Source organism: Blautia sp. MCC270, assembly GCF_018785605.1.
Taxonomy (GTDB): domain Bacteria; phylum Bacillota; class Clostridia; order Lachnospirales; family Lachnospiraceae; genus Blautia_A; species Blautia_A fusiformis.
Genome location: NZ_WQQD01000002.1, coordinates 1 through 23,027, shown reverse-complemented (window position 1 = coordinate 23,027; position 23,027 = coordinate 1). Strand labels below are relative to the sequence as shown.

Annotated in this window: 21 protein-coding genes; 18 read left to right on the top strand and 3 right to left on the bottom strand. The window is 44.3% G+C overall.

From position 1 onward, the window contains the following. Positions 1 to 45: 45 nt before the first annotated feature. Positions 46 to 1,434, bottom strand: coding sequence for an MATE family efflux transporter (locus tag GPK58_RS00400; protein WP_252195734.1), 1,389 nt, complete (start codon positions 1,432 to 1,434; stop codon positions 46 to 48). A 183-nt stretch (positions 1,435 to 1,617) separates the two neighbouring features. Here GPK58_RS00400 and GPK58_RS00395 point away from each other — a divergent pair, with 183 nt between their 5' ends. After that, positions 1,618 to 2,229 carry an NUDIX hydrolase gene (locus GPK58_RS00395; protein ID WP_118608862.1) on the top strand — a complete coding sequence of 204 codons (612 nt, stop codon included), beginning with the start codon at positions 1,618 to 1,620 and terminating at the stop codon, positions 2,227 to 2,229. A 45-nt stretch (positions 2,230 to 2,274) separates the two neighbouring features. Here the strand turns inward: GPK58_RS00395 and GPK58_RS00390 are convergent, their stop codons facing one another. Continuing rightward, the gene (locus GPK58_RS00390; protein ID WP_215638021.1) at positions 2,275 to 2,796 is read right to left on the bottom strand and encodes a hypothetical protein; all 522 of its coding nucleotides are present in this window, start codon (positions 2,794 to 2,796) and stop codon (positions 2,275 to 2,277) included. A gap of 338 nt (positions 2,797 to 3,134) precedes the next feature. On the opposite strand from GPK58_RS00390, the gene GPK58_RS00385 reads away from it, so the two are divergent. The 17 genes from GPK58_RS00385 (at position 3,135) to udk (ending at position 21,663) form a co-directional block, all read left to right on the top strand. Next, positions 3,135 to 4,319 (top strand): SAM-dependent methyltransferase, encoded by a 1,185-nt coding sequence (locus GPK58_RS00385; protein WP_021652736.1) that lies wholly within the window; start codon positions 3,135 to 3,137, stop codon positions 4,317 to 4,319. A 381-nt stretch (positions 4,320 to 4,700) separates the two neighbouring features. Continuing rightward, the gene (locus GPK58_RS00380; RefSeq protein ID WP_215638020.1) at positions 4,701 to 5,729 is read left to right on the top strand and encodes a zinc-dependent alcohol dehydrogenase; all 1,029 of its coding nucleotides are present in this window, start codon (positions 4,701 to 4,703) and stop codon (positions 5,727 to 5,729) included. Positions 5,730 to 5,991: 262 nt separating this feature from the next. After that, complete coding sequence (locus tag GPK58_RS13145) at positions 5,992 to 6,126, top strand: hypothetical protein (protein ID WP_022426192.1); 135 nt, start codon at positions 5,992 to 5,994, stop codon at positions 6,124 to 6,126. 33 nt (positions 6,127 to 6,159) lie between these two features. After that, a complete protein-coding gene (locus GPK58_RS00375) occupies positions 6,160 to 6,657 on the top strand; it encodes a nitroreductase family protein (protein ID WP_118608860.1) in 498 nt (165 codons plus the stop codon). Positions 6,658 to 6,834: 177 nt separating this feature from the next. After that, on the top strand, positions 6,835 to 7,056 hold the full coding sequence (locus tag GPK58_RS00370; RefSeq protein ID WP_022426194.1) for a hypothetical protein: 222 nt from the start codon (positions 6,835 to 6,837) through the stop codon (positions 7,054 to 7,056). A gap of 507 nt (positions 7,057 to 7,563) precedes the next feature. Continuing rightward, entirely contained in the window at positions 7,564 to 9,261 is a 1,698-nt protein-coding gene (locus GPK58_RS00365) for a carbon starvation CstA family protein (protein ID WP_022426195.1), read from the top strand. Between the two features lie 57 nt (positions 9,262 to 9,318). Beyond that, positions 9,319 to 9,594 (top strand): hypothetical protein, encoded by a 276-nt coding sequence (locus tag GPK58_RS00360; protein WP_173722461.1) that lies wholly within the window; start codon positions 9,319 to 9,321, stop codon positions 9,592 to 9,594. Continuing rightward, entirely contained in the window at positions 9,576 to 11,312 is a 1,737-nt protein-coding gene (locus GPK58_RS00355) for a S8 family peptidase (RefSeq protein WP_215638017.1), read from the top strand. Before GPK58_RS00360 ends, GPK58_RS00355 begins: the two co-directional genes overlap by 19 nt. 162 nt (positions 11,313 to 11,474) lie before the next feature. Continuing rightward, positions 11,475 to 12,494: a DUF4428 domain-containing protein gene (locus GPK58_RS00350; RefSeq protein ID WP_215638011.1), complete on the top strand. Its 1,020-nt coding sequence runs from the start codon at positions 11,475 to 11,477 to the stop codon at positions 12,492 to 12,494. Between the two features lie 146 nt (positions 12,495 to 12,640). After that, complete coding sequence (locus GPK58_RS00345) at positions 12,641 to 14,308, top strand: histidine kinase N-terminal 7TM domain-containing protein (protein WP_215638009.1); 1,668 nt, start codon at positions 12,641 to 12,643, stop codon at positions 14,306 to 14,308. Further along, the gene (locus GPK58_RS00340; protein ID WP_252195733.1) at positions 14,305 to 15,648 is read left to right on the top strand and encodes an ATP-binding protein; all 1,344 of its coding nucleotides are present in this window, start codon (positions 14,305 to 14,307) and stop codon (positions 15,646 to 15,648) included. The genes GPK58_RS00345 and GPK58_RS00340 overlap by 4 nt, the downstream gene beginning before the upstream one ends. Continuing rightward, positions 15,596 to 16,222 carry a response regulator transcription factor gene (locus GPK58_RS00335; protein ID WP_022426201.1) on the top strand — a complete coding sequence of 209 codons (627 nt, stop codon included), beginning with the start codon at positions 15,596 to 15,598 and terminating at the stop codon, positions 16,220 to 16,222. Before GPK58_RS00340 ends, GPK58_RS00335 begins: the two co-directional genes overlap by 53 nt. Positions 16,223 to 16,333: 111 nt before the next feature. Then, a complete protein-coding gene (locus GPK58_RS00330; RefSeq protein ID WP_114001781.1) occupies positions 16,334 to 16,858 on the top strand; it encodes a hypothetical protein in 525 nt (174 codons plus the stop codon). 419 nt (positions 16,859 to 17,277) lie between these two features. After that, positions 17,278 to 19,242: an electron transport complex subunit RsxC gene (gene rsxC, locus GPK58_RS00325; RefSeq protein WP_147602651.1), complete on the top strand. Its 1,965-nt coding sequence runs from the start codon at positions 17,278 to 17,280 to the stop codon at positions 19,240 to 19,242. Position 19,243: 1 nt separating this feature from the next. Continuing rightward, the gene (locus GPK58_RS00320) at positions 19,244 to 19,864 is read left to right on the top strand and encodes a methylenetetrahydrofolate reductase C-terminal domain-containing protein (protein ID WP_021976351.1); all 621 of its coding nucleotides are present in this window, start codon (positions 19,244 to 19,246) and stop codon (positions 19,862 to 19,864) included. Positions 19,865 to 19,988: 124 nt separating this feature from the next. After that, on the top strand, positions 19,989 to 20,867 hold the full coding sequence (locus GPK58_RS00315) for a methylenetetrahydrofolate reductase (protein WP_015526188.1): 879 nt from the start codon (positions 19,989 to 19,991) through the stop codon (positions 20,865 to 20,867). Positions 20,868 to 21,042: 175 nt separating this feature from the next. Further along, positions 21,043 to 21,663, top strand: a complete 621-nt coding sequence (gene udk / locus GPK58_RS00310; protein WP_021652753.1) for a uridine kinase — start codon at positions 21,043 to 21,045, stop codon at positions 21,661 to 21,663. A 109-nt stretch (positions 21,664 to 21,772) separates the two neighbouring features. On the opposite strand, the gene GPK58_RS00305 is transcribed toward udk, so the two are convergent. Further along, positions 21,773 to 22,906 carry an ROK family transcriptional regulator gene (locus GPK58_RS00305; protein ID WP_129974786.1) on the bottom strand — a complete coding sequence of 378 codons (1,134 nt, stop codon included), beginning with the start codon at positions 22,904 to 22,906 and terminating at the stop codon, positions 21,773 to 21,775. Positions 22,907 to 23,027: the final 121 nt, after the last annotated feature.

The window sequence follows — 23,027 nt, the reverse complement described above, 5'->3', positions numbered from 1 at the left end:
GTAATATATTGCCGATGGGCAGTAAATTACATGGCATTTTTTATGTCAGGCGTTTTGTTCTGCAGCTTTCATGACTCCAAGCTCACGTCTGGCAAAAACAACGGCCAGCACAAATGCAGAGGTATCTGCAATTGGTCCTGCGTACATGACGCCATCGATTCCGAAGAAGACCGGGAAGATGACGATCAGAGGCAGCAGGAAGAGCACCTGCCTTGTGAGGGACATGATCACACCAAGCCTGGCTTTTCCAATGGAGGTAAAAAAGCAGGCGGACATAGGCTGGATCCCGTTGGCAAAGGTCATCAGCATGAAGATGCGGAGATATTTTTCTGCAAAATGAAAGTACAGGTCGCTGCCGTTTCCGAAGATGCCTACAATCTGATGCGGGAAGAACTGGAAGCAGATAAAAAATATGGTTGCAATCACAGTACATAAGGTTACGGAATAGCGGTATGTCTGGCGTACACGGCTGTATTTTTCGGCACCGTAGTTAAATCCCAAGATGGGCTGGGAGCCCTGGGAGATTCCGATGCAGATGGCCATAAATACCTGATTGACTTTGGAAATGATCCCTGCACAGGCGATTGGAATATCACTCCCGTAGGCGGAGAGTGCTCCGTAATGGCGAAGTGTATTGTTCATGACGATCTGCACTGCAGCAATGGCAACCTGATTGATACAGGATGCCATTCCCAGAGAAAAAATGGCAGACAGATTGCGTGCCTTAGGAATCAGCATGGAGTGGTCCAGGTACATTTTCCGGAGTCTGGAAAAATAAAAGATGATCAGAAGTCCGGATACGATCTGGCCGATCACGGTTGCCCAGGCTGCACCTTTGATGCCCCAGCCGAATCCAAAGATGAAAAGCGGGTCCAGGATGGTGTTGATGGCGGCACCGGCCAGGATGCAGGCCATGGAATAGGTAGGACTCCTGTCTGCTCGGATCAGGTGGTTGCCGCCTGTGCTTAAAACATAAAAGGGAAGCCCAATGGCGGTGATCCCTATGTAATCAATGGCATAGGGCATGACGTCCGGTGTTCCGCCGAAAAAATGAAGAAGTGGCTTCAGGAACAGAAGGACAATGACAGAGAGTATTGTACCGGAGATTATCAGCGCGGAGAGTCCGGTTCCTGCAATGGAGCTGGCTTTTTTTTCGTTTCCTGCGCCCATTTCCAGGTTGTAATTGGAGGCGCTGCCGATTCCCAGGAGCAATGCAGCAGCAGTAGAGATAATGGTTACGGGAAATGCGATATTTGTGGCGGCATTTCCAAGCATTCCTACGCCCTGTCCGATAAAGATCTGGTCAACGATATTGTACAGAGCGCTGACTAGCATGCTGATGATGGCGGGAATGGCGAATTTGGTGATCAGGCTGCCTACAGGGGCGGTTCCCAGAGGGTTTTCGGCCTGGGCAGCATTGGTCTGGTTTTTCAATGTTTTTTCCTTCTTTCTTGTCTACAGTAGCTGTTTGGTAATGTGATAAGTGGATTTTTAATTTTATAGCAGGGTATTTATTATAGCACTATTGTGAAGGGAGTGTAAGTATAAAAAATTGACCTTTGGTTTTGGATGGGATAAAATGTTTTTAGAAAAAATTTTCGGGAAGGAGTTTTTCAGATGGGTAAGATCAACAGTGTGAAAAAACTTACAGATAATAAGTTTGTGAATCTTTATGGAGTGGATGCGACCAGTGTACATGATACGCCGGTTTCTTATTTTGTGGCCTCCAGGGCGAAGAGTGTGGAGGATATGAAGCTTTCTACAGGGGAGAATCATCCGGATGGGGTGATCATTTACAGTGTTTATGGAGAGAAGCGGGATAAGGTTGTGCTGATCCGTCAGTATCGGTATACGATCGGCGGGTATATTTATGAGTTTCCGGCGGGGCTTGTGGAGCCTGGGGAGGATTTCCATGAGGGTGCTGTGCGGGAGATGTTTGAGGAGACCGGGTTGAAGCTGGAGCCGATCAAGGTTGCGGAGGCTTTTGAGAAGCCTTATTTTACGACAATCGGGATGACGGATGAATCCTGTGCTACGGTTTATGGGTATGCCAGTGGTGAGGTTAGTAAGGCTGCTCAGGAGGATAGTGAGGAGATCGAGGTTGTGATCGCGGACCGGGATGAGGTCAGGAGGATACTGAAGGAGGAGAGGGTTGCGATCATGTGTGCTTATATGCTGATGCATTTTTTGAAAGATGAAGAACCATTTGATTTTTTGAAAGAAATCTGAGAAAAAATCAAGGGGAATCTGCCGTTGGCGGATTCCCCGTTTTGATCAGAGTTCTATGAGTTTTCCCAGGTCTTTGTTGTATTTGCAGTATTTGCCGTTTTCGGAGATAAATGGCTGGTAGGTGTCGGTACGGTTGTCTTTGACGTAGACGATTCCGGTGGCGATCATTTCTACCAGGGAGAAGCGTTTGCTTAAGCTGGAGATCCAGCGGTAGGTTTTTTCGTTGCCGGAGTCTGCCATGAGGAGGTTGTAGCCGCCTGGGCAGGCTTCCAGGGTGAAGTAGATTTTCTGGGACCGGATGGAGGTGTTGAAGACCTGGCCGGTGATGTAGGTGGAGAAGTTGGTTTCTACAAATTGGCGGAAGGTGTAGAAATCGTAGATCACGCCGGTGGTCTCATCTTTGATCTTGTCGCCGCGTTCGATGCGGGCTTTCAGGAGCTTGAGGACTTCGATGGTCCAATTGATGAAGGAGATGCTGCTGTAGGTCATGCTTTCCTGAAGTTGATCGACCAGCTGTTTTGACAGGATGTTGGATTTTGATGCTTCATTAAAAAGTTCTTCGTTCATAAGGTTCCCTCCAGTGTTGGATTTTTATATGGTTTTCGCTCTTTTTTTGTATCTTTTATTATAAGTCTGAATTGTATATAAAGCAATAAAAAATGCGTAAAATACAAAGATAATTATTGAAAAATAATATATAATTAACGAGTGCGTTTTGATAATATCAGTGTTTTCGGCAGCTTGTTTAAAAATGGATTGTAAACATCTAGTTAATTTGAATAAGTATAAGTAAGAGTTTTACCAAATATCGCCATTTTATTGATAAAATTTTGTTGTATATCTCCCTTGACATAAAGCCTTCCTCCGGGTGTATCATAGTGCTGTGCTAAAGGAGGTAGACTATTATGTTTGAGACATTACAGGAGAAGACGGAAGAGAAAGCAATGGTGCAGTTCCTTGAACGCTTTACAGATTATCCATTTCTGGTAAAGTTCAAGAATTCCGAGTATCACATCGGAGAGGGTGAACCTACATTTACGGTGAATTTTAAGAAAGCGATTCCTCTGGCGGATCTGATAAAGAGCACATCCCTTGCACTGGGTGAGGCGTATATGCGTGGGGATCTGGATATCGAGGGAAATCTTTATGAAGCGCTGGATCATTTTCTGGGTCAGATGGGAAAATTTTCTACCAATGAATCTGCTCTGAAAAAGATCATGTTCAGTTCAACATCAAAGAAGAATCAGGAAAAGGAAGTAACCAGCCATTATGATATTGGAAATGACTTTTATAAACTTTGGCTGGATGAGACTATGAGTTATTCCTGTGGGTATTTTATCCATGAGGATGATACGTTGTATCAGGCACAGGTAAATAAAGTTGATTATATCCTTAAAAAATTACATCTGGAAGAGGGTATGAGTCTTTTGGATATCGGCTGCGGTTGGGGCTTTCTGCTGATCGAGGCAGCTAAGAAATATAAGGTTCATGGTACCGGTATCACCTTAAGTCATGAACAGTATGCAGAATTTCAGAGACGGATCAAGGATCAGGGTCTGGAAGATTATCTTACGGTAGAGCTGATGGATTACCGTGATCTGCCGAAGAAGGAGTATCAGTTTGACCGTGTTGTCAGTGTCGGTATGCTGGAGCATGTTGGACGTGATAATTATCAGCTGTTTCTTGATTGTGTGGAAAAGGTTCTGAAGCCGGGCGGACTGTTCCTGCTTCACTTTATCAGTGCTCTGAAGGAGCATCCGGGTGACCCGTGGGTCAAGAAATATATTTTCCCGGGCGGAACTGTTCCGAGCTTACGTGAGATCCTGAACCATATGGCAGAGGACAATTTCCATACCCTGGATATCGAAAATCTCCGTCTGCATTACAATAAGACATTGCTTCACTGGGAAAAGAATTTCCGGGACAATATTGAAAAAGAAAAGACTATGTTTGACGAAGAGTTCCTGCGTATGTGGGATCTGTACCTGTCAGCATGTGCGGCAACCTTCCACAACGGAATTATCGATCTTCACCAGATTCTTATGACCAAGGGTGTGAATAATGATCTGCCGATGACACGCTGGTATTGATAAAAGCCTTTACAAACCTGCCGGAAAGGAATATCATACTTCTATAAAATTATTTATTAAAGCGTATAAGGAGCCTGTGGATTCAGCATATGATTACAGAAATGCTGAATCCGCAGGCTTTGTTTTTTAACCGATAAACCGCGAAGGAGTTATTCGGTCATGAGCAAGTAGCGAAGCGTATTGCGAATATTCGCTTGACTATTCCGTTTACCGATAATTATGGAATGTGCATAAAAACAAAGCTGCAAACTTGTTCAATAAGCAGAATCATAGAAAACTATCTTGACAGATCAGAAGAAAAGAATAATAATGTAATTACTTTAATAAAATAATTAATAAAAGATGATATGCAATAGAAAGAAATTAGAGGAGGAGAATAAGATGCTTCAACAGGTAATGACAAATCCCGGAGAGATTATTTTCAGAGAGGTTCCGGTTCCGGAAGTGGGAGATGACCAGGTTCTGGTTAAGATCATGAACATTGGTATCTGCGGATCAGATATCCACGTATATCACGGTAAGCATCCTTTTACAAAATATCCGGTAACACAGGGACATGAAGTATCCGGTGAGATCACGGGGCTTGGAAAGAATGTGACAGGTTTTAAGGTTGGCCAGAAAGTAACCATCGAGCCTCAGGTATACTGCGGACATTGCTATCCATGCCGCCATGGAAAATATAATCTCTGCGAGGAACTGAAGGTTATGGGCTTCCAGACAACAGGAACAGCTTCTGAATTCTTTGCAGTAGATGCATCTAAGGTAACATCGATCCCGGAGGAGATGTCTTACGAGGAAGGTGCAATGATCGAGCCGCTGGCAGTTGCAGTCCATGCCGTGAAGCAGATGGGCGATGTAAAAGGGATGAACATCACAGTGATCGGTGCAGGTCCCATCGGAAACCTTGTTGCGCAGACAGCCAAAGGAATGGGGGCAGCCAGGGTTATGATCACGGATGTCAGTGACCTTCGTCTTGCAAAAGCAAAAGAGTGCGGCATTGATATCTGTGTAAACACGAAGGAGAAAAATTTCGGAGAGGCACTGGTAGAGGCGTTTGGTCCGGATAAGGCAGATGTGATCTATGACTGTGCCGGAAATAACATCACCATGGGACAGGCCATCCAGTATGCGAGAAAAGGCAGCGTGATCGTACTGGTAGCGGTATTTGCGGATATGGCAACCGTTGACCTTGCTGTTGCCAATGACCACGAGCTGGATATCAAGAGTACTATGATGTACCGTCATGATGATTATGTAGATGCCATTGATCTTGTAAATGCGGGAAAGGTTCATTTAAAGCCGCTGATCTCAAAGACATTTAAGTTCGCAGATTATCTGAAGGCTTATCAGTACATTGATGAGAACCGTGAGACAACCATGAAGGTTATCATCAATGTGCAGGAGAAATAATTTCTGAAGTTTATAAGTGATATAAGAAAAACTCCCGGATGTTTGGCTGTCCGGGAGTTTTCAGATGGTGGCGGTGTCAGATTATGGGAGAATTTTTGGAACAGTTTTGAGTGATTTGTTTATTGATGTGTGGTATGGTTATTATATCTTATAGGATTCTTGTCTGTATGGACATTCTGAAAGCTTCGTATTCTGGAGCGTTTTCCATTTTAAGTTCCTGTAGAGTTTGTAAAAATACGTTTTATGGGGTTTTTATGTTTGGATGATGTGGTATAATTTGTATATACCGGTGGGAGTGATCAATCGTTTGTTTTTGGATGGACGGTCGGATGAAGTGCAGCGTGTGATGACGGATGTAAAATGGCGTCAGAAGCTGTATGATGAGTATGAACTGTAACAAGTGATATGAGTATGACGAGGAGAAAATAGCATGGAGAATATTTTTCACAGAGTAAGTATCCGTAAATATGAAGATAAACCCGTAGAGAAGGAAAAGATCTTTCAGATCCTGAAAGCGGGTATGCAGGCGCCCAGCGCATGTAATCAGCAGCCGTGGGAATTTTATGTTGTGACAGATAAGGAGAAGATCCTGGAGCTTTCCAAAGCCACTCCCTATTCCGGATGTGCAGCAGGTGCACCGGTTGTGATCGTTCCGGTATATCGGAAAGAGGGATTGCCTGTTCAGGATATGGCACAGATCGATATGTCTATCGCACAGGAGAATATCTGGCTGGAAACGGATGCACTGGGACTTGGCGGCGTGTGGATCGGAATTGCACCGCTTAAGGATCGTATGGCGCTGGTCCATGATATTCTGAAGCTTCCGGAGAATGTGGAGGTATTTTCTCTTTTTGCCCTGGGGTACCCGGCAGAGAGCAGAAAGCAGCAGGATCGTTTTGATAAGAGCAGGATCCACTTTGTAGAATAAAAAAAGCCTTCTTTGAGGAAGATAACATCCGGAAACAGAAGAAGTCTGAATATAGTGAAAAATACCAATAAATCCTCTGAAAATTTGTGCAGAACGCATTTTGCATGATTGGGATTTTTACGATAAAATGTAAGTATAAGAACTGAAAAACTGCATTAAATGAAAGAGGTGAAGGGTATGAAGGAATATGAGATCATTATTGAAACCATTAATCCCTGCGGCGGCGATCATCATTCTCAGCAGGAGATCATTGAAGCAAATATCGAGAGCCCGGAAGCTTTCGTAAAAGAAAAAGGAAGATTTCCGATCATTGATAAGATCGAGAATCCCGATGGCGGAGTCGTGATCGTAACCGGTGACGGAAAAGGATACATGGTAAGATATACATTTTCTGAATAATGGATAATGCGGCGTATGTGACGGAAAACGGATCGTAAAGCAGAGCTGGGATCAGATCTGGCTTCGTTACATACGCCGTGTTTTGGCTTTTACCTAAAAAATGCATAAAAAAACATATACGAATTTGTAAAATATGTATAAATTATTTGTTGAAGTTTTATAAAAAAAGGAGTAAAACATTAGATAAATAAAAAAGAGAAATGCATGGAACAGGACAGACCACAAAAAGCAGGCCGGATCACAGAGAGTCGCAGCTGGTGAGAAGCGGCAGAAGGTATTTTGTGATATCACCTGGGAGCATCCCGCTGAATAGAAAGGTTAAGTAAGCCGGGACGTAGTCTTCACGTTACAGAAGAGGCTGTTTGAAGAGACAGTATTAAGTGGTTATATTTAGTGATAAATATGAGAATACAGAGTGGTACCACGGAACATTCCGCCTTTGTTATCCGAAAGGATAGCAGGGGCTTTTTTAATATATAAAAATACAAAGGAAAGAGAGTTGATATTATGAACGGAATAACAATGATGATCATAGCCATTGTAGTTCTCGGAGGCGCATATCTTCTGTATGGCCGTTATCTCCAGAACAAATGGGGCATTGATCCGAAAGCAAAAACTCCGGCATACGAAATGGAGGACGGAGTTGATTATGTACCGGCTGATACAAATGTAGTATTTGGACATCAGTTTGCATCCATAGCAGGTGCAGGTCCCATCAACGGACCGATCCAGGCCGCAATTTTCGGTTGGCTGCCGGTTCTGTTATGGATCCTCATCGGTGGTGTATTTTTCGGAGCTGTGCAGGATTTTGCATCCATGTATGCATCCGTAAAGAATAAAGGACGTACGATCGGATATATCATCGAAGCGTATATCGGAAAGCTTGGAAAAAAATTATTTCTTTTATTCTGCTGGCTGTTCTGTATTCTGGTCGTTGCCGCATTTGCAGATGTTGTAGCAGGAACCTTTAACGGATTTGCCGTAAATGATGCAGGAACAGTTACAAAGGTAGCGGCAAACGGAGCTGTTGCAACCACTTCCATGTTATTTATATTTGAGGCTGTTGCACTTGGATTTTTCCTTAAATATACAAAATTCAACAAATGGGTCAACACTGCAGTCGCAATTTTACTGCTGGTAGCAGCAATTGTGCTGGGACTTAATTTCCCCATGTATGTAAGTCTTGGAACCTGGCATATCATCATTTTTGTATACATCCTGATCGCCAGTGTCGCTCCTGTATGGGCACTGCTTCAGCCACGTGATTATCTGAACAGCTATCTGCTCATTTTTATGATCGTCGGTGCGGTTATCGGTGTATTTGTTGCCAATCCTTCCTGTAACCTGAAGGCATTTACAAGCTTTAACGTAGACGGACAGTATATGTTCCCGATCCTGTTTGTAACCATCGCCTGCGGTGCTGTTTCCGGCTTCCATTCACTGGTATCTTCCGGTACTGCATCCAAGCAGATCAAAAATGAGAAAAACATGCTTCCTGTTTCCTTTGGAGCAATGCTGATGGAAAGTATGCTTGCCATCATCGCACTAATCGCAGTTGCATCCTTTGCAGATGGTGAAGCAGCAGCACAGGGACTTACAACACAGCCGCAGATTTTTGCAGGTGCTATCGCAAACTTCCTTTCTGTAGTTGGCCTTCCGCATTCACTGGTATTTACTCTGATCAACCTTGCTGTATCCGCATTTGCACTGACCTCTCTTGATTCTGTAGCCAGAGTCGGACGTCTGTCATTCCAGGAATTTTTCCTTGATTCTGATACAGATGAGGAAAACATGAGCCCGTTCCTGAAGGTAGTAACAAATAAATATTTCGCAACAGTCATTACACTGGTACTTGCCTACATGCTTACAAAGGTCGGCTATGCAGAAATCTGGCCGCTGTTCGGCTCCGCAAACCAGCTGTTATCTGTACTCGCTCTTGTAGCCTGTGCAGTATTCTTAAAGAAAACAAAACGTCAGGGTTGCATGCTCTGGATCCCGATGGTATTCATGATGGCAGTTACCTTCACAGCACTTGGCATGACCATCACAAAGCTTTCAAAGGCACTGGTAACAACAGGGCTGGATCTTGGAAACACCTTACAGCTTGTATTTGCAGTATTACTGCTGATCCTTGGTGTACTGGTAGCAATCCAGGGCGTGAAGAAACTGCTTGAGAAGACAGATGATAAAAAAGCAACAGCATAATATTATCGGATAAGATTACGTATTTTTGTTTGGCTGGAGAAGCATAAAAAGGTACTGATGGATTTTTTAGTGTATTGCAGCAATTCTTTACCTTCCTCCAGCTTGCAGCGCAAAATAAATGCGCTGACAGAAAAAACAAGGGTCTTTTTAAATAATCAGGAAATGATGGCTGCGATGATGGAAGGAATGCCGCTTCGTCAGTTGTTAAGCTTCGTTCCCGGAATTAAAAGAAAAATGCTGGAACAGATGGTTGGTGCTTTAAACGAAGGCGTTGCATATAATAAAAAAAATATATCAATGGAAATGAAAGCCTTATGCCAGATCAGAAAATAGAGAATCTTCTTAATCTTGCCATGAATGCCCTGCCGCAGGAACGGGCAAAATCGGAAAATCTGAATGTGGGATATGATCCCACCACCAGGTTGTGGGATGTGATCGTGAAATACAGTGGCCCGGAAAGCGGACTTGGTGGTGAGCGGATCCAGGTGGTCCCGCTGCTTGGTGGTTATGCAGTAGTGACACTGCCGGAATCGGAAATTTCTGCATACTCAGTCAGAGAGCAGATCGAGTTTATAGAAAAGCCCAAGAGACTCTACTTTGAGACCTTTGAAGAGCGGGAGGCAAGCTGCATTTTACCAGTGCAGAATGGAGCCGATGGCTTAACCGGCGAAGGTATTTTGGTGGGCATTGTGGATTCCGGAGTGGACTATTTCCATCCGGATTTCAGAAACGAGGATGGCAGTACCCGGATCCTGCGACTGTGGGATCAGAGTGTAGATGGAAATCCACCGGAAAACTATGTATCAGGAACTGAATATACGAAAGAAGAAATTGATGAGGCGCTTGCACTCGGGGAAACCGAAGGCAGGCGCCTTGTTCCGTCTGGGGATTTCAGCGGACATGGAACAGCAGTTCTTGGAATAGCAGCAGGAAATGGGAGAGCATCGGAGGGAGTGAATCGAGGCGTTGCGTATAGAAGTGATCTTCTGGTGGTAAAGATGGGAAATCCACGGGAAAATTCATTTCCGCGGACAACGGAGCTGATGGAGGGTATTGATTACCTGATACGGCAGGCAGTGAAGATGAGAAAACCGATCGTTATAAACGTCAGCTTTGGGAATAATTATGGTTCTCACAGAGGGGATTCTCTTCTGGAAAACTATATTGATACAGTTGCGGCCATGGGGCGGACTGTGATCGTTACAGGAACCGGAAATAACGGTAGCCAGCCCTGGCATGCAGGAGGAATCTTGCAGCAGGGGAAAACAGAAGAAATCCAGTTGGCGGTGGGAGCTTTTGAGCCCACATTAAATGTACAGTTATGGAAGGATTATGAAGATGAGATGGAAATTTATCTGGAAAGTCCGTCCGGAGAACGGATCGGTCCATTATATGAAAGGCTGGGGCCACAGCGGCATCTGCTGGAAAATACAGAGCTTCTGATCTATTATGGAAAACCTGGTCCCTATCAGCTGTCCCAGGAAATCTACATAGATTTCATTCCTGAGGGTAATTATGTGGACAGCGGTGTCTGGAAAGTTCTTTTAAGTGGAAAACGTGTGCGCTCCGGGCAGTATTTCCTCTGGCTGCCGGGTGGAAATGTACTGAATCGCGGAACCGGGTTTTATTCTCCGCGGGCTGTGGGAACTTTGACGATTCCTTCCACTGCCGGAAAAGTTATTTCTGTTGGAGCTTATGATTCCAGACAGAATGCCTACGCAGATTTTTCCGGAAGGGGAAGTCAGTTCCTGCCGATCCGGAAGCCTGACCTCGCAGCTCCCGGTGTATCCATCTCCGCCCCGGTTCCCGGCGGAGGCTACGCCACTGTCACCGGAACCTCCTTTGCGGCACCCTTTGTCAGCGGAAGCGCAGCTCTGCTTATGGAATGGGGGATCGTGAAAGGAAATGATCCGTTTCTTTATGGGGAAAAGGTGAAGGCGTATCTGAGGAAAGGCGCACAGAGTGTGGGCGGATATGAGGAATATCCGAATGTGGAGGTGGGATGGGGACGGTTGTGTCTGGCAGAGAGTATCCCATACGGCATATCCTGAACATATAGAAACGGACAGGATCTTCAGATACGAGCCTTATGATCCTGACATTGATATGAAGATGAATTCAGTTACTGTCAGAGATGCTAGTGCAAATGGCGAAGCATTCACGCATAATGTAGATAAACAAAAACACAAATATAAAAAGAAGGAGGATTGGGTATGGGATTATTTGATAAGAAGATCTGTGATATCTGCGGAGAGAAAATAGGTTTATTAGGCAACAGAAAACTGGATGACGGAAATCTGTGTAAGGATTGTGCAAAAAAATTGTCACCATGGTTTGAAGACCGGCGGCACAGTACGGTAGAGGATATAAAACGTCAACTGGAATATCGTGAAAAAAACAAAAAAGCCGTAATGGATTTTTGTATAACACGTCAGATCAATACCAGAAATTACAATGTTTTTATTGATGACAATAAGGGGAATTTTACTGTTGCACGGAAGCTGGATGTCAATGAAAATCCGGATATAGTTCCTTTATCCGCTGTTGTGCAGTGCAGAGTTGATGTAGAGCGACAGCAGAACGAGGAAACATATACAACAAAGGATGGAGAAACCGTAAGCTATCAGCCACCGGTATATAAGTATGAATTTGATTATACTATGCGTATTAAGGTAAAAAATCCATGGTTTGATGATATGGATTTTCGTTTGAATACTTTTTCCATAAGCAGCGATAACAGAGGTGAATTGATGGAAGTGGAGCAGACAGGTCATCAGATCATAGCCGCCCTGACACCAAATGCGGCTGGAATGCAGCAGCCTGGGATGAACATGAACAGCGGAATGCAGCAGTCCGGAATGAACATGAACAATGGAATGCAGCAGCCCGGGATGAACATGAACAACGGAATGCAGCAGTCCGGGATGTACATGAACAATGGAATGCAGCAGTCCGGAATGAACATGAACAATGGAATGCAGCAGCCCGGGATGAACATGAACAGCGGAATGCAGCAGTCCGGGATGTACATGAACAATGGAATGCAGCAGTCCGGAATGAACATGAACAGTGGAATGCAGCAGCCTGGGATGCAGATGAACAACGGAATGCAGCAATCTGGAATGCAGATGAACAACGGAATGCAGCAGCCCGGCAGTTTATGGAAATGTCAGTGCGGTGCAGAGAATACCGGAAGGTTCTGCGAATACTGTGGTCAGCCAAGACCATTTTGAGTGATGATAGACAGAGTGGACAGAATTGTTCACTCTGTTTGTGATAACAGGGGTTGAGAATGGATGGTTTCTCTGAAAACTATATAATAAAATATAGCTTTATAGTATACTTATCACAGAGGTGTATTAATGAGAGAGGAATTTTCATGACATACAATAAAAAAAGGGCACTGTCGTATGGAGGAATCCTGATAAGTGTATTTCTGGCGTATTTCTGCAGGCTGGTAAGACCGGAAAATGTTTTTATGAGAAATCTCGCAGATCAGTGTCGTAACTGTATTTATCTGGGAATGTATTGTGCCTGGGTGATTTATCTGGAAAAGCATGTAGTGCATAGAAAAACGCGCAGATGTCTGACTGCAATTGGCTGTCTGATGGTCTTCTGGTTTTTTGTACGGACAGTAAAATTTCATATTTTTCATGATCCGCTTGGAGAACATATCTGTTGGTATCTGTATTATATCCCGATGATCCTGATCCCGGTCCTTGGACTGGCAGCAGCGATGTTTCTAGGGGAAAAGGATGGAGAGAAAACAGTCAGAAAAATTATTGTCTTGCTTGCTTTTGCGGTGGTTTTGATCATCAGTGTTTTTACAAATGATCTGCATCAGCTGGTGTTTCGGTTTTCCGGGCGGCCGCCTCTTTCAGATAGAGATTATAGCTATGGTATTCTTTTTATAGTGATCCAGGGATGGATCATATTTTGCCTGATATGGATGGAAATTATACTGATCAGAAAAAGCAGGATTCCGGGAAGAAAGCAATTTTGGCTGCCGGTTATTCCGGGAATATTGCTTCTGGGATGGAATATCGGGAATTTACTCCGTCTGCCTTTGATCAAAACAATTGCCGGAGATATGACAGCGGTATGCTGCCTTTTGATGGCGGCAATTTACCAGGGATGTATATTATGCGGCCTGATACAGACGAACAATCGATATTTTGAATTATTCCAGACCTCCGGAGGACTGGATGCAGAGATTACGGATGATTCCTTTCAGCGTTATTATCATTCCGGTGATTTTCCTGAGCTGTCACCGGAACTGCGTAAAATTGTAATAAACAGATCAGCTGTACAGGAACAGGGAATCCGGATCAACCATATTCCTATAAGAGGAGGACATTTGTTCTGGTCAGAAGATATTTCGGTGCTTCTGGATCAGTATCAGGATATCCGGGAACAGCAGGAGGAGCTGACTGCCAGAAATCGTCTGCTGCAGAAAACCTATCAGAAAGAAGCTGAGCGGAGAAAAACAGAAGAACAGAACCGATTGCTGAATATGATACAGAATCAGACAGCCGGGCAGCTGGAATTGCTGTCGCAGCTGATGGATGAGCTGGAAAGAACGGAGTCAAGGGAACACTATGACCGGATCCTGGGAAAGATCGTGGTTGTTGGTACATATTTAAAAAGAAGAAAAAATCTGGTATTGACACAATATGCATCAGACGGAAATCTGCTTACAATGGAGGATCTCAGACAGAGTCTTGCGGAATCCTGTGACAGCTTAAAATTATGTAAGATCCGGGCGGCTTATTATGTCGAAAATGGTGAAGTGCAGCTGAATGCAGATGATATACTAAAATGCTATGATACCTTTGAATGGCTTGTGGAACGATTGTTTGATACAATGCAGTCTGTTTTTTACCGTGTGTCGCAGATCGATGATGCTTTGCGGATCTCGGTTCATATTGTAGCAGAAGCAGATCTTCGGGGATTAATGTCAGAAAGACCGGAATTAAATGTGCAGCAGGAAGATGAAAACGAATGGTTTATCGGATGTATCGTATTCAGAAAGAGAGGCGGAAGATGACTGATTTTGCGGAATGCAGTATGGCAATGCAGGATTTTTTGATGATCCTTCTTGAAATCTGCCTGATTCTGGAATTGATCCTTCTGTTGATCAGGATAACCTGTTTTTACGGGAAAAAGAAAATTATAACAGCAGTGACTGTTTTTGCAGTTTCTTTTATGCTTATGGGGTTCCTGATGAATGATCACAGATATTGCCAGGGGGAAAGCGCATATCAGCCAATGCTCCGGATGTGTCCGGTCAGTGTTTTGATGGCAGCGATGGTGGTATTGTTGCTTTATCTTTGCTGGGCAATCTGGAGAGAGAGACGCAGATATCATCATTCTCTGTCTTACTGGTCTGTGAATGAAGCTGTTGATGATGTTCCCTGTGGGGTGTGTTTTTCGGATCCTCTTGGAAGGATCGTTTTATGCAACACCAAGATGCATGAACTGAGCAGGATAATGACAGGCTCCTATCTGCAGGATTATGAGGCATTGCGGAAAGTAATAAATGGAGGATCCGAAGCAGAGGGACTTCGCAGATTAAACAGTGACAGTAATGTATTTTATTTTCCGGATGATTCCGTCTGGATGTTTCAGGAATATCGTCTGCAGGAGCCGGATTGTGCAGGATATCTGCAGACAGTGGCAGTTAATGTATCAGAAATTTATTACAATGGTGAAAAGATCAGAGCAAATAATGAAAAGCTGGAAATCCTGAATCATAAGCTGGAGGAAATGTATGAAAAAATCGGAGATAAAATAAGAGAGCAGGAGACACTTGCCATGAAAATGCAGGTTCATGACAATTTTGGCCGAAGCCTTCTGTCAATACGTAGGATATTGGAAAGAAAAGAAAATCAGGATAAAATGGATGAACAGCTATCTGCACTAAAGCATCTGGTCTATATTCTTACAGATTCTTCTGTTGAGAATATGGAAGAATTATGCGCGGATACGATCAGGCATGCAGAAGAACTTGGAATTTATGTTCAGATCAGCGGGGATTTCCCTCAGCATCCCTCCTACAGGCTGCTGACAGACAGAGCGATCCGTGAATGTGTGACAAATTGTGCCAGACATGCCCATGGAAGTACAGTTCTGGTGAAGATAGAAAAAGGTGCAAATGAATACAGCATCCGGATAACGAATGATGGAGATGCACCTGAAAAAAATGCAGAAGAAGGTGGTGGTCTGTCTGCACTGAGAAAAGCTGCGGAGTCAGAGAAATGTATTATGCAGGTTTCTTTTTCGCCGGAGTTTTGTCTGGTGTTGAAAATGCCACTGACAGAAAGGATGGGAGTCTATGGTACGGATACTGATAGTAGAAGATCAGAGGATCATGCAGAAGTATTTTGAAAGTATTATTATGCGGGAACCGGAATTCCGACATGTCCAGACAGTTTCGGATGCCTGTGAAGCTGTAAAGATCTGCTCTTACTCGGCAATTGATCTTGTGCTTATGGATGTGCAGACATTTCATAATCATGATGGGCTGAGTGCCGGAAAGATCATCAGGGAAAAATATCCATATACAAAGGTATTGGTTGTTACTTCGCTGATCGATCCCAAGGTGCTGGAAAGAGCAAAGAGCGGATGTGCAGACAGTCTATGGTATAAGGATCACGGTGAAGAGGAAATACGGAGTGTGATCTACAGAACGTTAAATGGGGAGCATGTATTTCCGGATGTGGCACCGGAGGTGGAACTTAACTGGATCACAAGCGGTGATATCAGTCCCAGACAGCTGGAGATGCTGCGCCTGTATATTCACGGGATGTCATATTCCGAGATCGCAAGGAAAATGGACTGTTCTGCTTCTGGGGTGAGATGGAATTTTCAGGAAATGATCGCCAAGGCGGGATACAGCTGCAAAGAGGATCTGATAGCAGCTGCACTGGAAAGTAAACTGATCGTAACCACACTGAAATAGAAGATCCACAGAATGCAGAAACATATTCGGACAGAGGGAGTTTGGCGTGAGCTGACGGAGCATTCACAAATATAGCATAAGATTTTGAATAATAGGAAAGAGGAAATAGACATGAGCGATTTTTTGACAGAAAAAAATAAAAAAACAGGAATATTGGGGAAACTGAAATGGGTTCTTTGTGGCTTTTTTATACTTTTTTCCCTGGGAGCTATTGGCGCATCGGAGAAGTATATCGGTGAAGGGCGCTGGGGAATGGCAGCAACAGAGATCATACTTGGATTGCTGTTTCTGTATCCAACCTTCCGGGAAATTCAAAAAGCATTAAAGAAGAAAAAAGCTGGAGAAATTGCCTGCTGGTTTGAATCCTATGCCCAGAATACCGTCTCATTTGAAAAGCTTGAGCAGGAACTGGGAAAAGGTGCAGTGAAAAAGCTGGAAAAATTTATTGCGGGGGGATATATCCGGAATATCCAGATAGACAGAGAAGGAAATTATATTATGATCACTGCACCGAACAGACGCGTAAATGAGAAGATCTATATTACAGTTACCTGCCCCAGCTGCGGTGCAAAGAATCAGGTAATAAAAGGTCGTCTGAGCACCTGTGAATATTGCGGACAGCGTCTTACCCCATGACAAAAGACACCTTTCGGATCTGCCCTGTTAAAGATAAAATCCTTGTGCAATATGCTCAATGCATAAAAAGGATATTTTATAAACAAAATTATATAAGTTGCATATAACTAACGCATGCAGCATAACAGAAGTTGTACAAATATCCGTACATCCATAGACGATTGGAATGAAATCATAGAATAAATTTATAAAAATAGCTAATAAAACTGGATAATATGTTCAAATTATGGTACATTTATTGTAGCAGTCAGAGGAAATATTGCGGCCTTTTTTTGGACCAGGATTTTCGAAGGGCTGAACAAATAACAAAGAACTTATTTATTTGGTTTTATTGTTTCTTTCCTGGGAGTGCAGAGAAGGAGGGAACGGATAAGAGCAGATAATCATAAGGATATAATCTTTATAAGGAAGGTGAGCAATTGGAAAACTATACTAAGTACAAGCTGAAAAGCAGTGATGAGCTTGCATCAGTGCTGAACGGCAGGGACAATCTGTTTGTAATCGCCTGTAACAAGTGTTTCAAGGAATTTGAGACCGTTGACGAACCGGATTGCGAGGAATTCCTGAAATTTGCTGCGGAGCAGGGAAAAACCGTCACAGGCAGTGCGAAATTCGATTTTCTGTGCAACAAGATGCACACAGAAAGAAAATTACAGGATCTGCTGCCGGAAGGTACAGAGAATGTAGTTGTGATCTCCTGTGGTCTTGGTATCCAGACTGTTGCAGATCTGACCGGTAAGCCGGTGATCGCAGCAAGTAATACCCTTAACTACAGAGGCCATCACGGCATGGCACTTACCAAAAAGAGCTGTGATGCATGTGCACAGTGCTATCTGAACATTACCGGAGGCGTCTGTCCTATCGTCGACTGTTCCAAGAGTCTTGTGAACGGACAGTGCGGCGGAGCAAAGAACGGGAAATGTGAAGTGGATCCTAACAAGGACTGCGCATGGGAGAAGATTTACCAGAGACTGGCAAAACAGGGTCGTCTGGAAGAGTTCCTGAACCAGCCGGTACAGGTACGTGATTACTCCAAGGTTAACTTTAAGGTGATCAATGATTACGTGAAGTCTATCAGAGAGGACAGACTGAACGGATACTATGGTGGCGTTCATCCGTCAGAGCACAAGGAATTCAGCGAGCATATCGATCTGAAGAAATTCCCGGATCCGAAGACGGTTGTGATCTCCATGTCCCAGCATCTTGGTGCACCTGCCAATCCGATCGTGGAAGTAGGAGACACAGTAAAGGTTGGACAGAAGATCGGAGAAGCTGCCGGATTTATCAGCGCACCAGTACATTCCAGTGTAAGCGGAACCGTAGTTGCTGTTGAGCCACGTATGCATGGTACAAGAGGCAGTGAGGTGATGGCAGTTGTCATCGAATCCGACGGAAAAAATACTCTGCACGAATCCGTACAGCCACATAAAGCCCTAGATGAACTTACACCGGATGAGATCATTGAGATTGTAAAAGAAGCCGGAATCGTTGGTATGGGTGGTGCAGGTTTCCCGACCTGTGTCAAGCTGAAACCTGCAAAACCGGTTGATACCATCCTTCTCAACGGATGTGAGTGTGAGCCATATTTAACAGCAGACCATAAGGTTCTCCTTGAGTTTGCTGATGATATTATTTTCGGTCTGAAAGCGATCCTCAAGACAACAGGTGCTGAGAAGGGCATCATTGTCATCGAGGATAACAAGCAGGATGCGATCGAATTAATGCAGGAAAAAGTTGCCGATATCGGAAATATGGAAGTTTTTGTTGCAAGAACCAAATACCCGCAGGGTGCTGAGAAAACTCTCATCAAGCGCGTCATGGGCAGAAAGGTTCCAAGCGGCGGCCTTCCGGCAGATGTTGGCGTTATCGTAGATAATATCAGTACTGTAAAAGCGATCTCCGATGCGATCCAGCAGGGTATGCCGCTGATCGAGCGTGTTGCAACCGTAACAGGCGAGAAGATCAAGAATCCTGGCAACTTTATCATCAAGATCGGTACCAGCGTAAAAGAGCTGATCGATTACTGCGGTGGATTTACAGATGACGATGTTCTGGTCAAGATGGGCGGACCTATGATGGGATTCCCTCTGAACACTCTGGAGGTACCTATGATGAAGGGCTCCAACGGTATCATCGCCATTGATACAGATGAGACCAAAGAGCAGCCATGTATCAAGTGCGGACGCTGTGTGGACGTATGTCCGATGGAACTTTCTCCTCTGTATTTCGTAAAATATGCGAAAGAAGAGAACTGGCAGGGCATGAAGGACATGAATGTCATGGACTGTGTTGAGTGCAGATGCTGTCAGTATATCTGTTCTTCCAAGATTCCGATCATTAACAGTATCAAAGCCGGAAAAAATGCAGTAAGGGGGATGAAGTGATATGTTGATTACCCAGTTAAAAGCAAAAGAAACTATCGTATCACTGGCAGCCGGAAAGAAAGTTTTTATCATCAACTGCCATGGATGCAAGGAAGTTCGTTTTCCGGAAAAAGAAGCTGTTGAACTTCAGAAGGAGCTTTCCGCTGAAGGAAATGTGACAGGGATCATGACAACGGATTATATCTGTAATCCGGAAAATATGCAGTTACGTCTTCAGAAACACATGGATAAGATCAGGGAAGCGGATCTGGTCCTGGTATTCTCCTGTGGTGTTGGTGTACAGACCATCGCAGAATATCTGGAAGACAAGATGGTATGCGCAGCCTGCGATACATACCCAGTACCTGGTTTCCAGGGTGTAACACCGTTAGAATATAAATGTGACCAGTGTGGTGAGTGTTATCTGAACCTTACTGGCGGGATCTGCCCGATCACAGCATGCTCCAAGAGTCTTGTCAACGGCCAGTGCGGCGGTTCCAAGAATGGTAAATGCGAAGTGGACAGTGATATGGAGTGTGGATGGGAGCGCATCTACAGACGTCTGAAAGAAATCGGACGCCTTGACGCACTGAAATGCCCGACACAGATCCATAATTTCGCTACAGATGATGAAGTGAAATAATAAGCAAAGATTTATTAAGAAGCCAAATTAAATTATGATACGGTTCACCGGAAATATTCCGCAATGTATGCAGCAGAGCAGGTGGACCGTACCCCAAATTTTAAATGATTGGAGCAAATATAATATGAAAATGAAAGAATTATTCGACCGTGGTGAATTTGTAGTTTCTGCAGAAGTAGGACCGCCAAAAGGGATCCATGTAGATGAACTGGTAGAAGAAGCCAAAACTTATCTCAAAGGCGTTCATGCAGTCAATGTAACAGATAACCAGTCTTCGGTTATGCGTCTTGGATCTCTTGCAATGTGTAAAGTTCTCAAAGACGCCGGAATGGATCCGATCTTCCAGCTTGCATGCCGTGACAGAAACCGTATCGCACTGGAGTCTGATCTTTTAAGTGCAGCTATGCTTGGTATCGAGAACATCCTCTGCCTCACAGGTGACCACACAAAGATGGGCGACCATCCGCAGGCAAAACCGGTATTTGACCTTGATTCTGTATCTCTTCTTCATACAGTACAGCTTCTTGAGTCCGGTGTAGACCTTGGTGGAAACCAGCTCGTTGGCGAGCCTCCGAAATTCTCCAAAGGTGCCGTTGTATCTCCATGCAGCGATTCCGTTGACGCTCAGCTTGCAAAGATGGAAAGAAAAGTTGCCGCAGGTGCAGACTACTTCCAGACACAGGCTGTATTTGAGCCGGAGAAATTCATCAAATTTATGGAAAAAGCAAAACAGTTCGGAAAACCGGTACAGGTTGGTATCATCATTCCGAAGTCTGCTGGAATGGCTAAGTTCATGAACAACAACGTTGCCGGCATTCATGTTCCGGATGAGATGATCGAGGAGCTGAAAGCTGACAAAGAGAAGACAAAAGCTGGTATCACAGGTGTTGAGATCGCTGCACGTATCATCAAAGAGTGTAAGCCATACTGCCAGGGTGTACATATCATGGCACTTGGATGGGAATCCAAGATCCCGGCACTTCTGGAGCAGGCTGAGATCTGATCAGAACGATTGCTTTATAAAAAATAACCAGAAAAGCTGTCCGGAACCGGATGCAGGAGATGCACACCGACCGGGCAGCTTTTGTGTAAGAAAAAGCTTCTCTATACGGAAAAACTCTTCGGGAAGCCTGCGGGATCCACAGCGGAAGAATTCTAGCTTAAGAGGTAAAGAGACGATGGAAAGTATTATTATCGGGATCGCCGGAGGGTCAGGCTCCGGCAAATCTACATTTACAAACAGACTGAAGAAGCATTTCGGAGACGATGTGGTGGTGATCTATCATGACAATTACTACCGCAGACAGGACGGAATTCCTTTTGAAGAACGTGTGAAGGTGAATTACGATCACCCGGATTCACTGGAAACCGATCTTCTGGTCGAGCATCTCAAAGAACTCAGGGAGGGCAAAACCATCCAATGTCCGGTATACGATTACAGTCAGCACAACCGCTCCGACAAAGTGCTGAAGATCGAACCAAGACCGGTCATTCTGGTAGAGGGAATCCTGCTTCTTGCAGATCCCCGTATCCGAGATCTTCTGGATATCAAGGTTTATGTGGAAGCAGATGCAGATGAGAGGATCTTAAGACGTATCTCCAGAGATGTGGAGGAACGTGGACGGGATTTAAACGGAATCATCGATCAGTATCTTACCACAGTAAAACCGATGCATTATCTGTACGTGGAGCCCACACGGGCGAAAGCAGATATTGTGATCAACAGCGGTAAGAATAATGTGGCCTTTGATCTGTTTGTGTCAAAAATCGGGCAGCTGCTGAAAGAACTGAAAAAATAATAAGTAAAATAAAAAGCATGTCATACTCTAGGACAGAGCGGATCAGATTGTATCCGTCTGGCTGTGTATGACATGCTTTTTTGACCGGTTCAGGTGAATATGTCTGTATTCACACGCTCTGTGTAAATTTCTCTACATAATATAAAGCTGCACCAATGGCAGGTGTATACTGCCCGTGGGTGCCGACCAGAATCTGGCTTCTGTCCAGGGTGAATGGTGCGTCTGTGTTGATGTGTTCTAACAGATAATTAATATCTTCTTCTGTAAAATAAGGTGCCAGATATCCGCTGATGATGATCGGTGCATCGATGATCAGGTTCAGATTTTTCATGGCAAAGGCCAGATGGTTCAGATAATCTTCCCAGTGCTCAGCAAGCCGGGGGGATTTTTTTTCGCGGAGCAGAGGGAAAAATTCCTTCACAGGCATCCCGGCAGACTGTTCCAGAGCGTTGGCAGAGCAGTAGGTTTCCAGACAGCCATGGTTTCCGCAGTAACATAAAGGGCCGTCAGGATTGACGCACATATGCTCAAGGGTTCCGCTGTGCATGGAACTTCCCTGATGAATTTGATGATTGGTGATAATGGCGCCGCCCAGGTTTCGGTTCAGAAGGAACACGACAGCACTGTCAAGCTCCGGGTGATTCCACAGCTCCAGAAAAGCAGCGGATTTGGAATCATGTTCCAGATGGCAGGGGTAAGGAAGATGCCGGGAAAAATCCTCCAGTTTCATTCCGGTATTGTTCATGATGTTTCCGTAGATCACAGTGGAATTATCCGGAGAAGTGATCCCCTGTGTGGCAATGGAAATACCCAGGATCTTTTCATTCGGATAGTGATTTTCTGCGATGAATTTTCGTACTTTATCGGTCAGCTGTCTGTAATATTCTTCTGTGTTGGAATAGGGAAGAGCAATGGTTTCTGTATAAAAGGCATTTCCATATAAGTCGATTGCTGTGATATGGAACATGTTTTTCAGGATCCCGATTCCAATGGAAATCCGGAAATCCGAGACGATCTGGATGGCCTGGGCCTTTCGACCACCTGTGGAATCAAAATATCCGTTTCTGTCAATAAGCCCTTCTTTTTCCAGCAGGTTCAGGTTCTGGCTTACGGTGGAAAGTCCCATCTGAAGATCCTGGACGATCTGCATTTTGGAAGTCTGGTGTGTTTGGTATATATATTGGTAAACCTTGGAGCGGTTTATTTTCTTTAAATTGATGGTGGTTAATCCTTTTTCACTCATGAGATTCTCCTGATAAAAGTAATTATAGATATGTTTAAGTCGTGACATGCTCCCACCACTTAAATCTTACGATTTTGAAGTGGGGGCTTCCTGCTCGATTACCCTTTAGGGCAAAGCTAAA

Coding starts and splice junctions, on each gene's coding strand:
- GPK58_RS00305 (WP_129974786.1), bottom strand. CDS start 22,906: ATGAGTGAAAAAGGATTAACCACCATCAATTTAAAGAAAATAAACCGC.
- GPK58_RS13145 (WP_022426192.1), top strand. CDS start 5,992: ATGATGTGGTATAATTTGTATATACCGGTGGGAGTGATCAATCGTTTG.
- GPK58_RS00370 (WP_022426194.1), top strand. CDS start 6,835: ATGAAGGAATATGAGATCATTATTGAAACCATTAATCCCTGCGGCGGC.
- GPK58_RS00320 (WP_021976351.1), top strand. CDS start 19,244: ATGTTGATTACCCAGTTAAAAGCAAAAGAAACTATCGTATCACTGGCA.
- GPK58_RS00380 (WP_215638020.1), top strand. CDS start 4,701: ATGCTTCAACAGGTAATGACAAATCCCGGAGAGATTATTTTCAGAGAG.
- GPK58_RS00330 (WP_114001781.1), top strand. CDS start 16,334: ATGAGCGATTTTTTGACAGAAAAAAATAAAAAAACAGGAATATTGGGG.
- GPK58_RS00315 (WP_015526188.1), top strand. CDS start 19,989: ATGAAAATGAAAGAATTATTCGACCGTGGTGAATTTGTAGTTTCTGCA.
- udk (WP_021652753.1), top strand. CDS start 21,043: ATGGAAAGTATTATTATCGGGATCGCCGGAGGGTCAGGCTCCGGCAAA.
- GPK58_RS00355 (WP_215638017.1), top strand. CDS start 9,576: ATGCCAGATCAGAAAATAGAGAATCTTCTTAATCTTGCCATGAATGCC.
- GPK58_RS00335 (WP_022426201.1), top strand. CDS start 15,596: ATGGTACGGATACTGATAGTAGAAGATCAGAGGATCATGCAGAAGTAT.
- GPK58_RS00375 (WP_118608860.1), top strand. CDS start 6,160: ATGGAGAATATTTTTCACAGAGTAAGTATCCGTAAATATGAAGATAAA.
- GPK58_RS00365 (WP_022426195.1), top strand. CDS start 7,564: ATGAACGGAATAACAATGATGATCATAGCCATTGTAGTTCTCGGAGGC.
- GPK58_RS00345 (WP_215638009.1), top strand. CDS start 12,641: ATGACATACAATAAAAAAAGGGCACTGTCGTATGGAGGAATCCTGATA.
- GPK58_RS00390 (WP_215638021.1), bottom strand. CDS start 2,796: ATGAACGAAGAACTTTTTAATGAAGCATCAAAATCCAACATCCTGTCA.
- GPK58_RS00360 (WP_173722461.1), top strand. CDS start 9,319: ATGGATTTTTTAGTGTATTGCAGCAATTCTTTACCTTCCTCCAGCTTG.
- GPK58_RS00350 (WP_215638011.1), top strand. CDS start 11,475: ATGGGATTATTTGATAAGAAGATCTGTGATATCTGCGGAGAGAAAATA.
- GPK58_RS00340 (WP_252195733.1), top strand. CDS start 14,305: ATGACTGATTTTGCGGAATGCAGTATGGCAATGCAGGATTTTTTGATG.
- GPK58_RS00385 (WP_021652736.1), top strand. CDS start 3,135: ATGTTTGAGACATTACAGGAGAAGACGGAAGAGAAAGCAATGGTGCAG.
- GPK58_RS00395 (WP_118608862.1), top strand. CDS start 1,618: ATGGGTAAGATCAACAGTGTGAAAAAACTTACAGATAATAAGTTTGTG.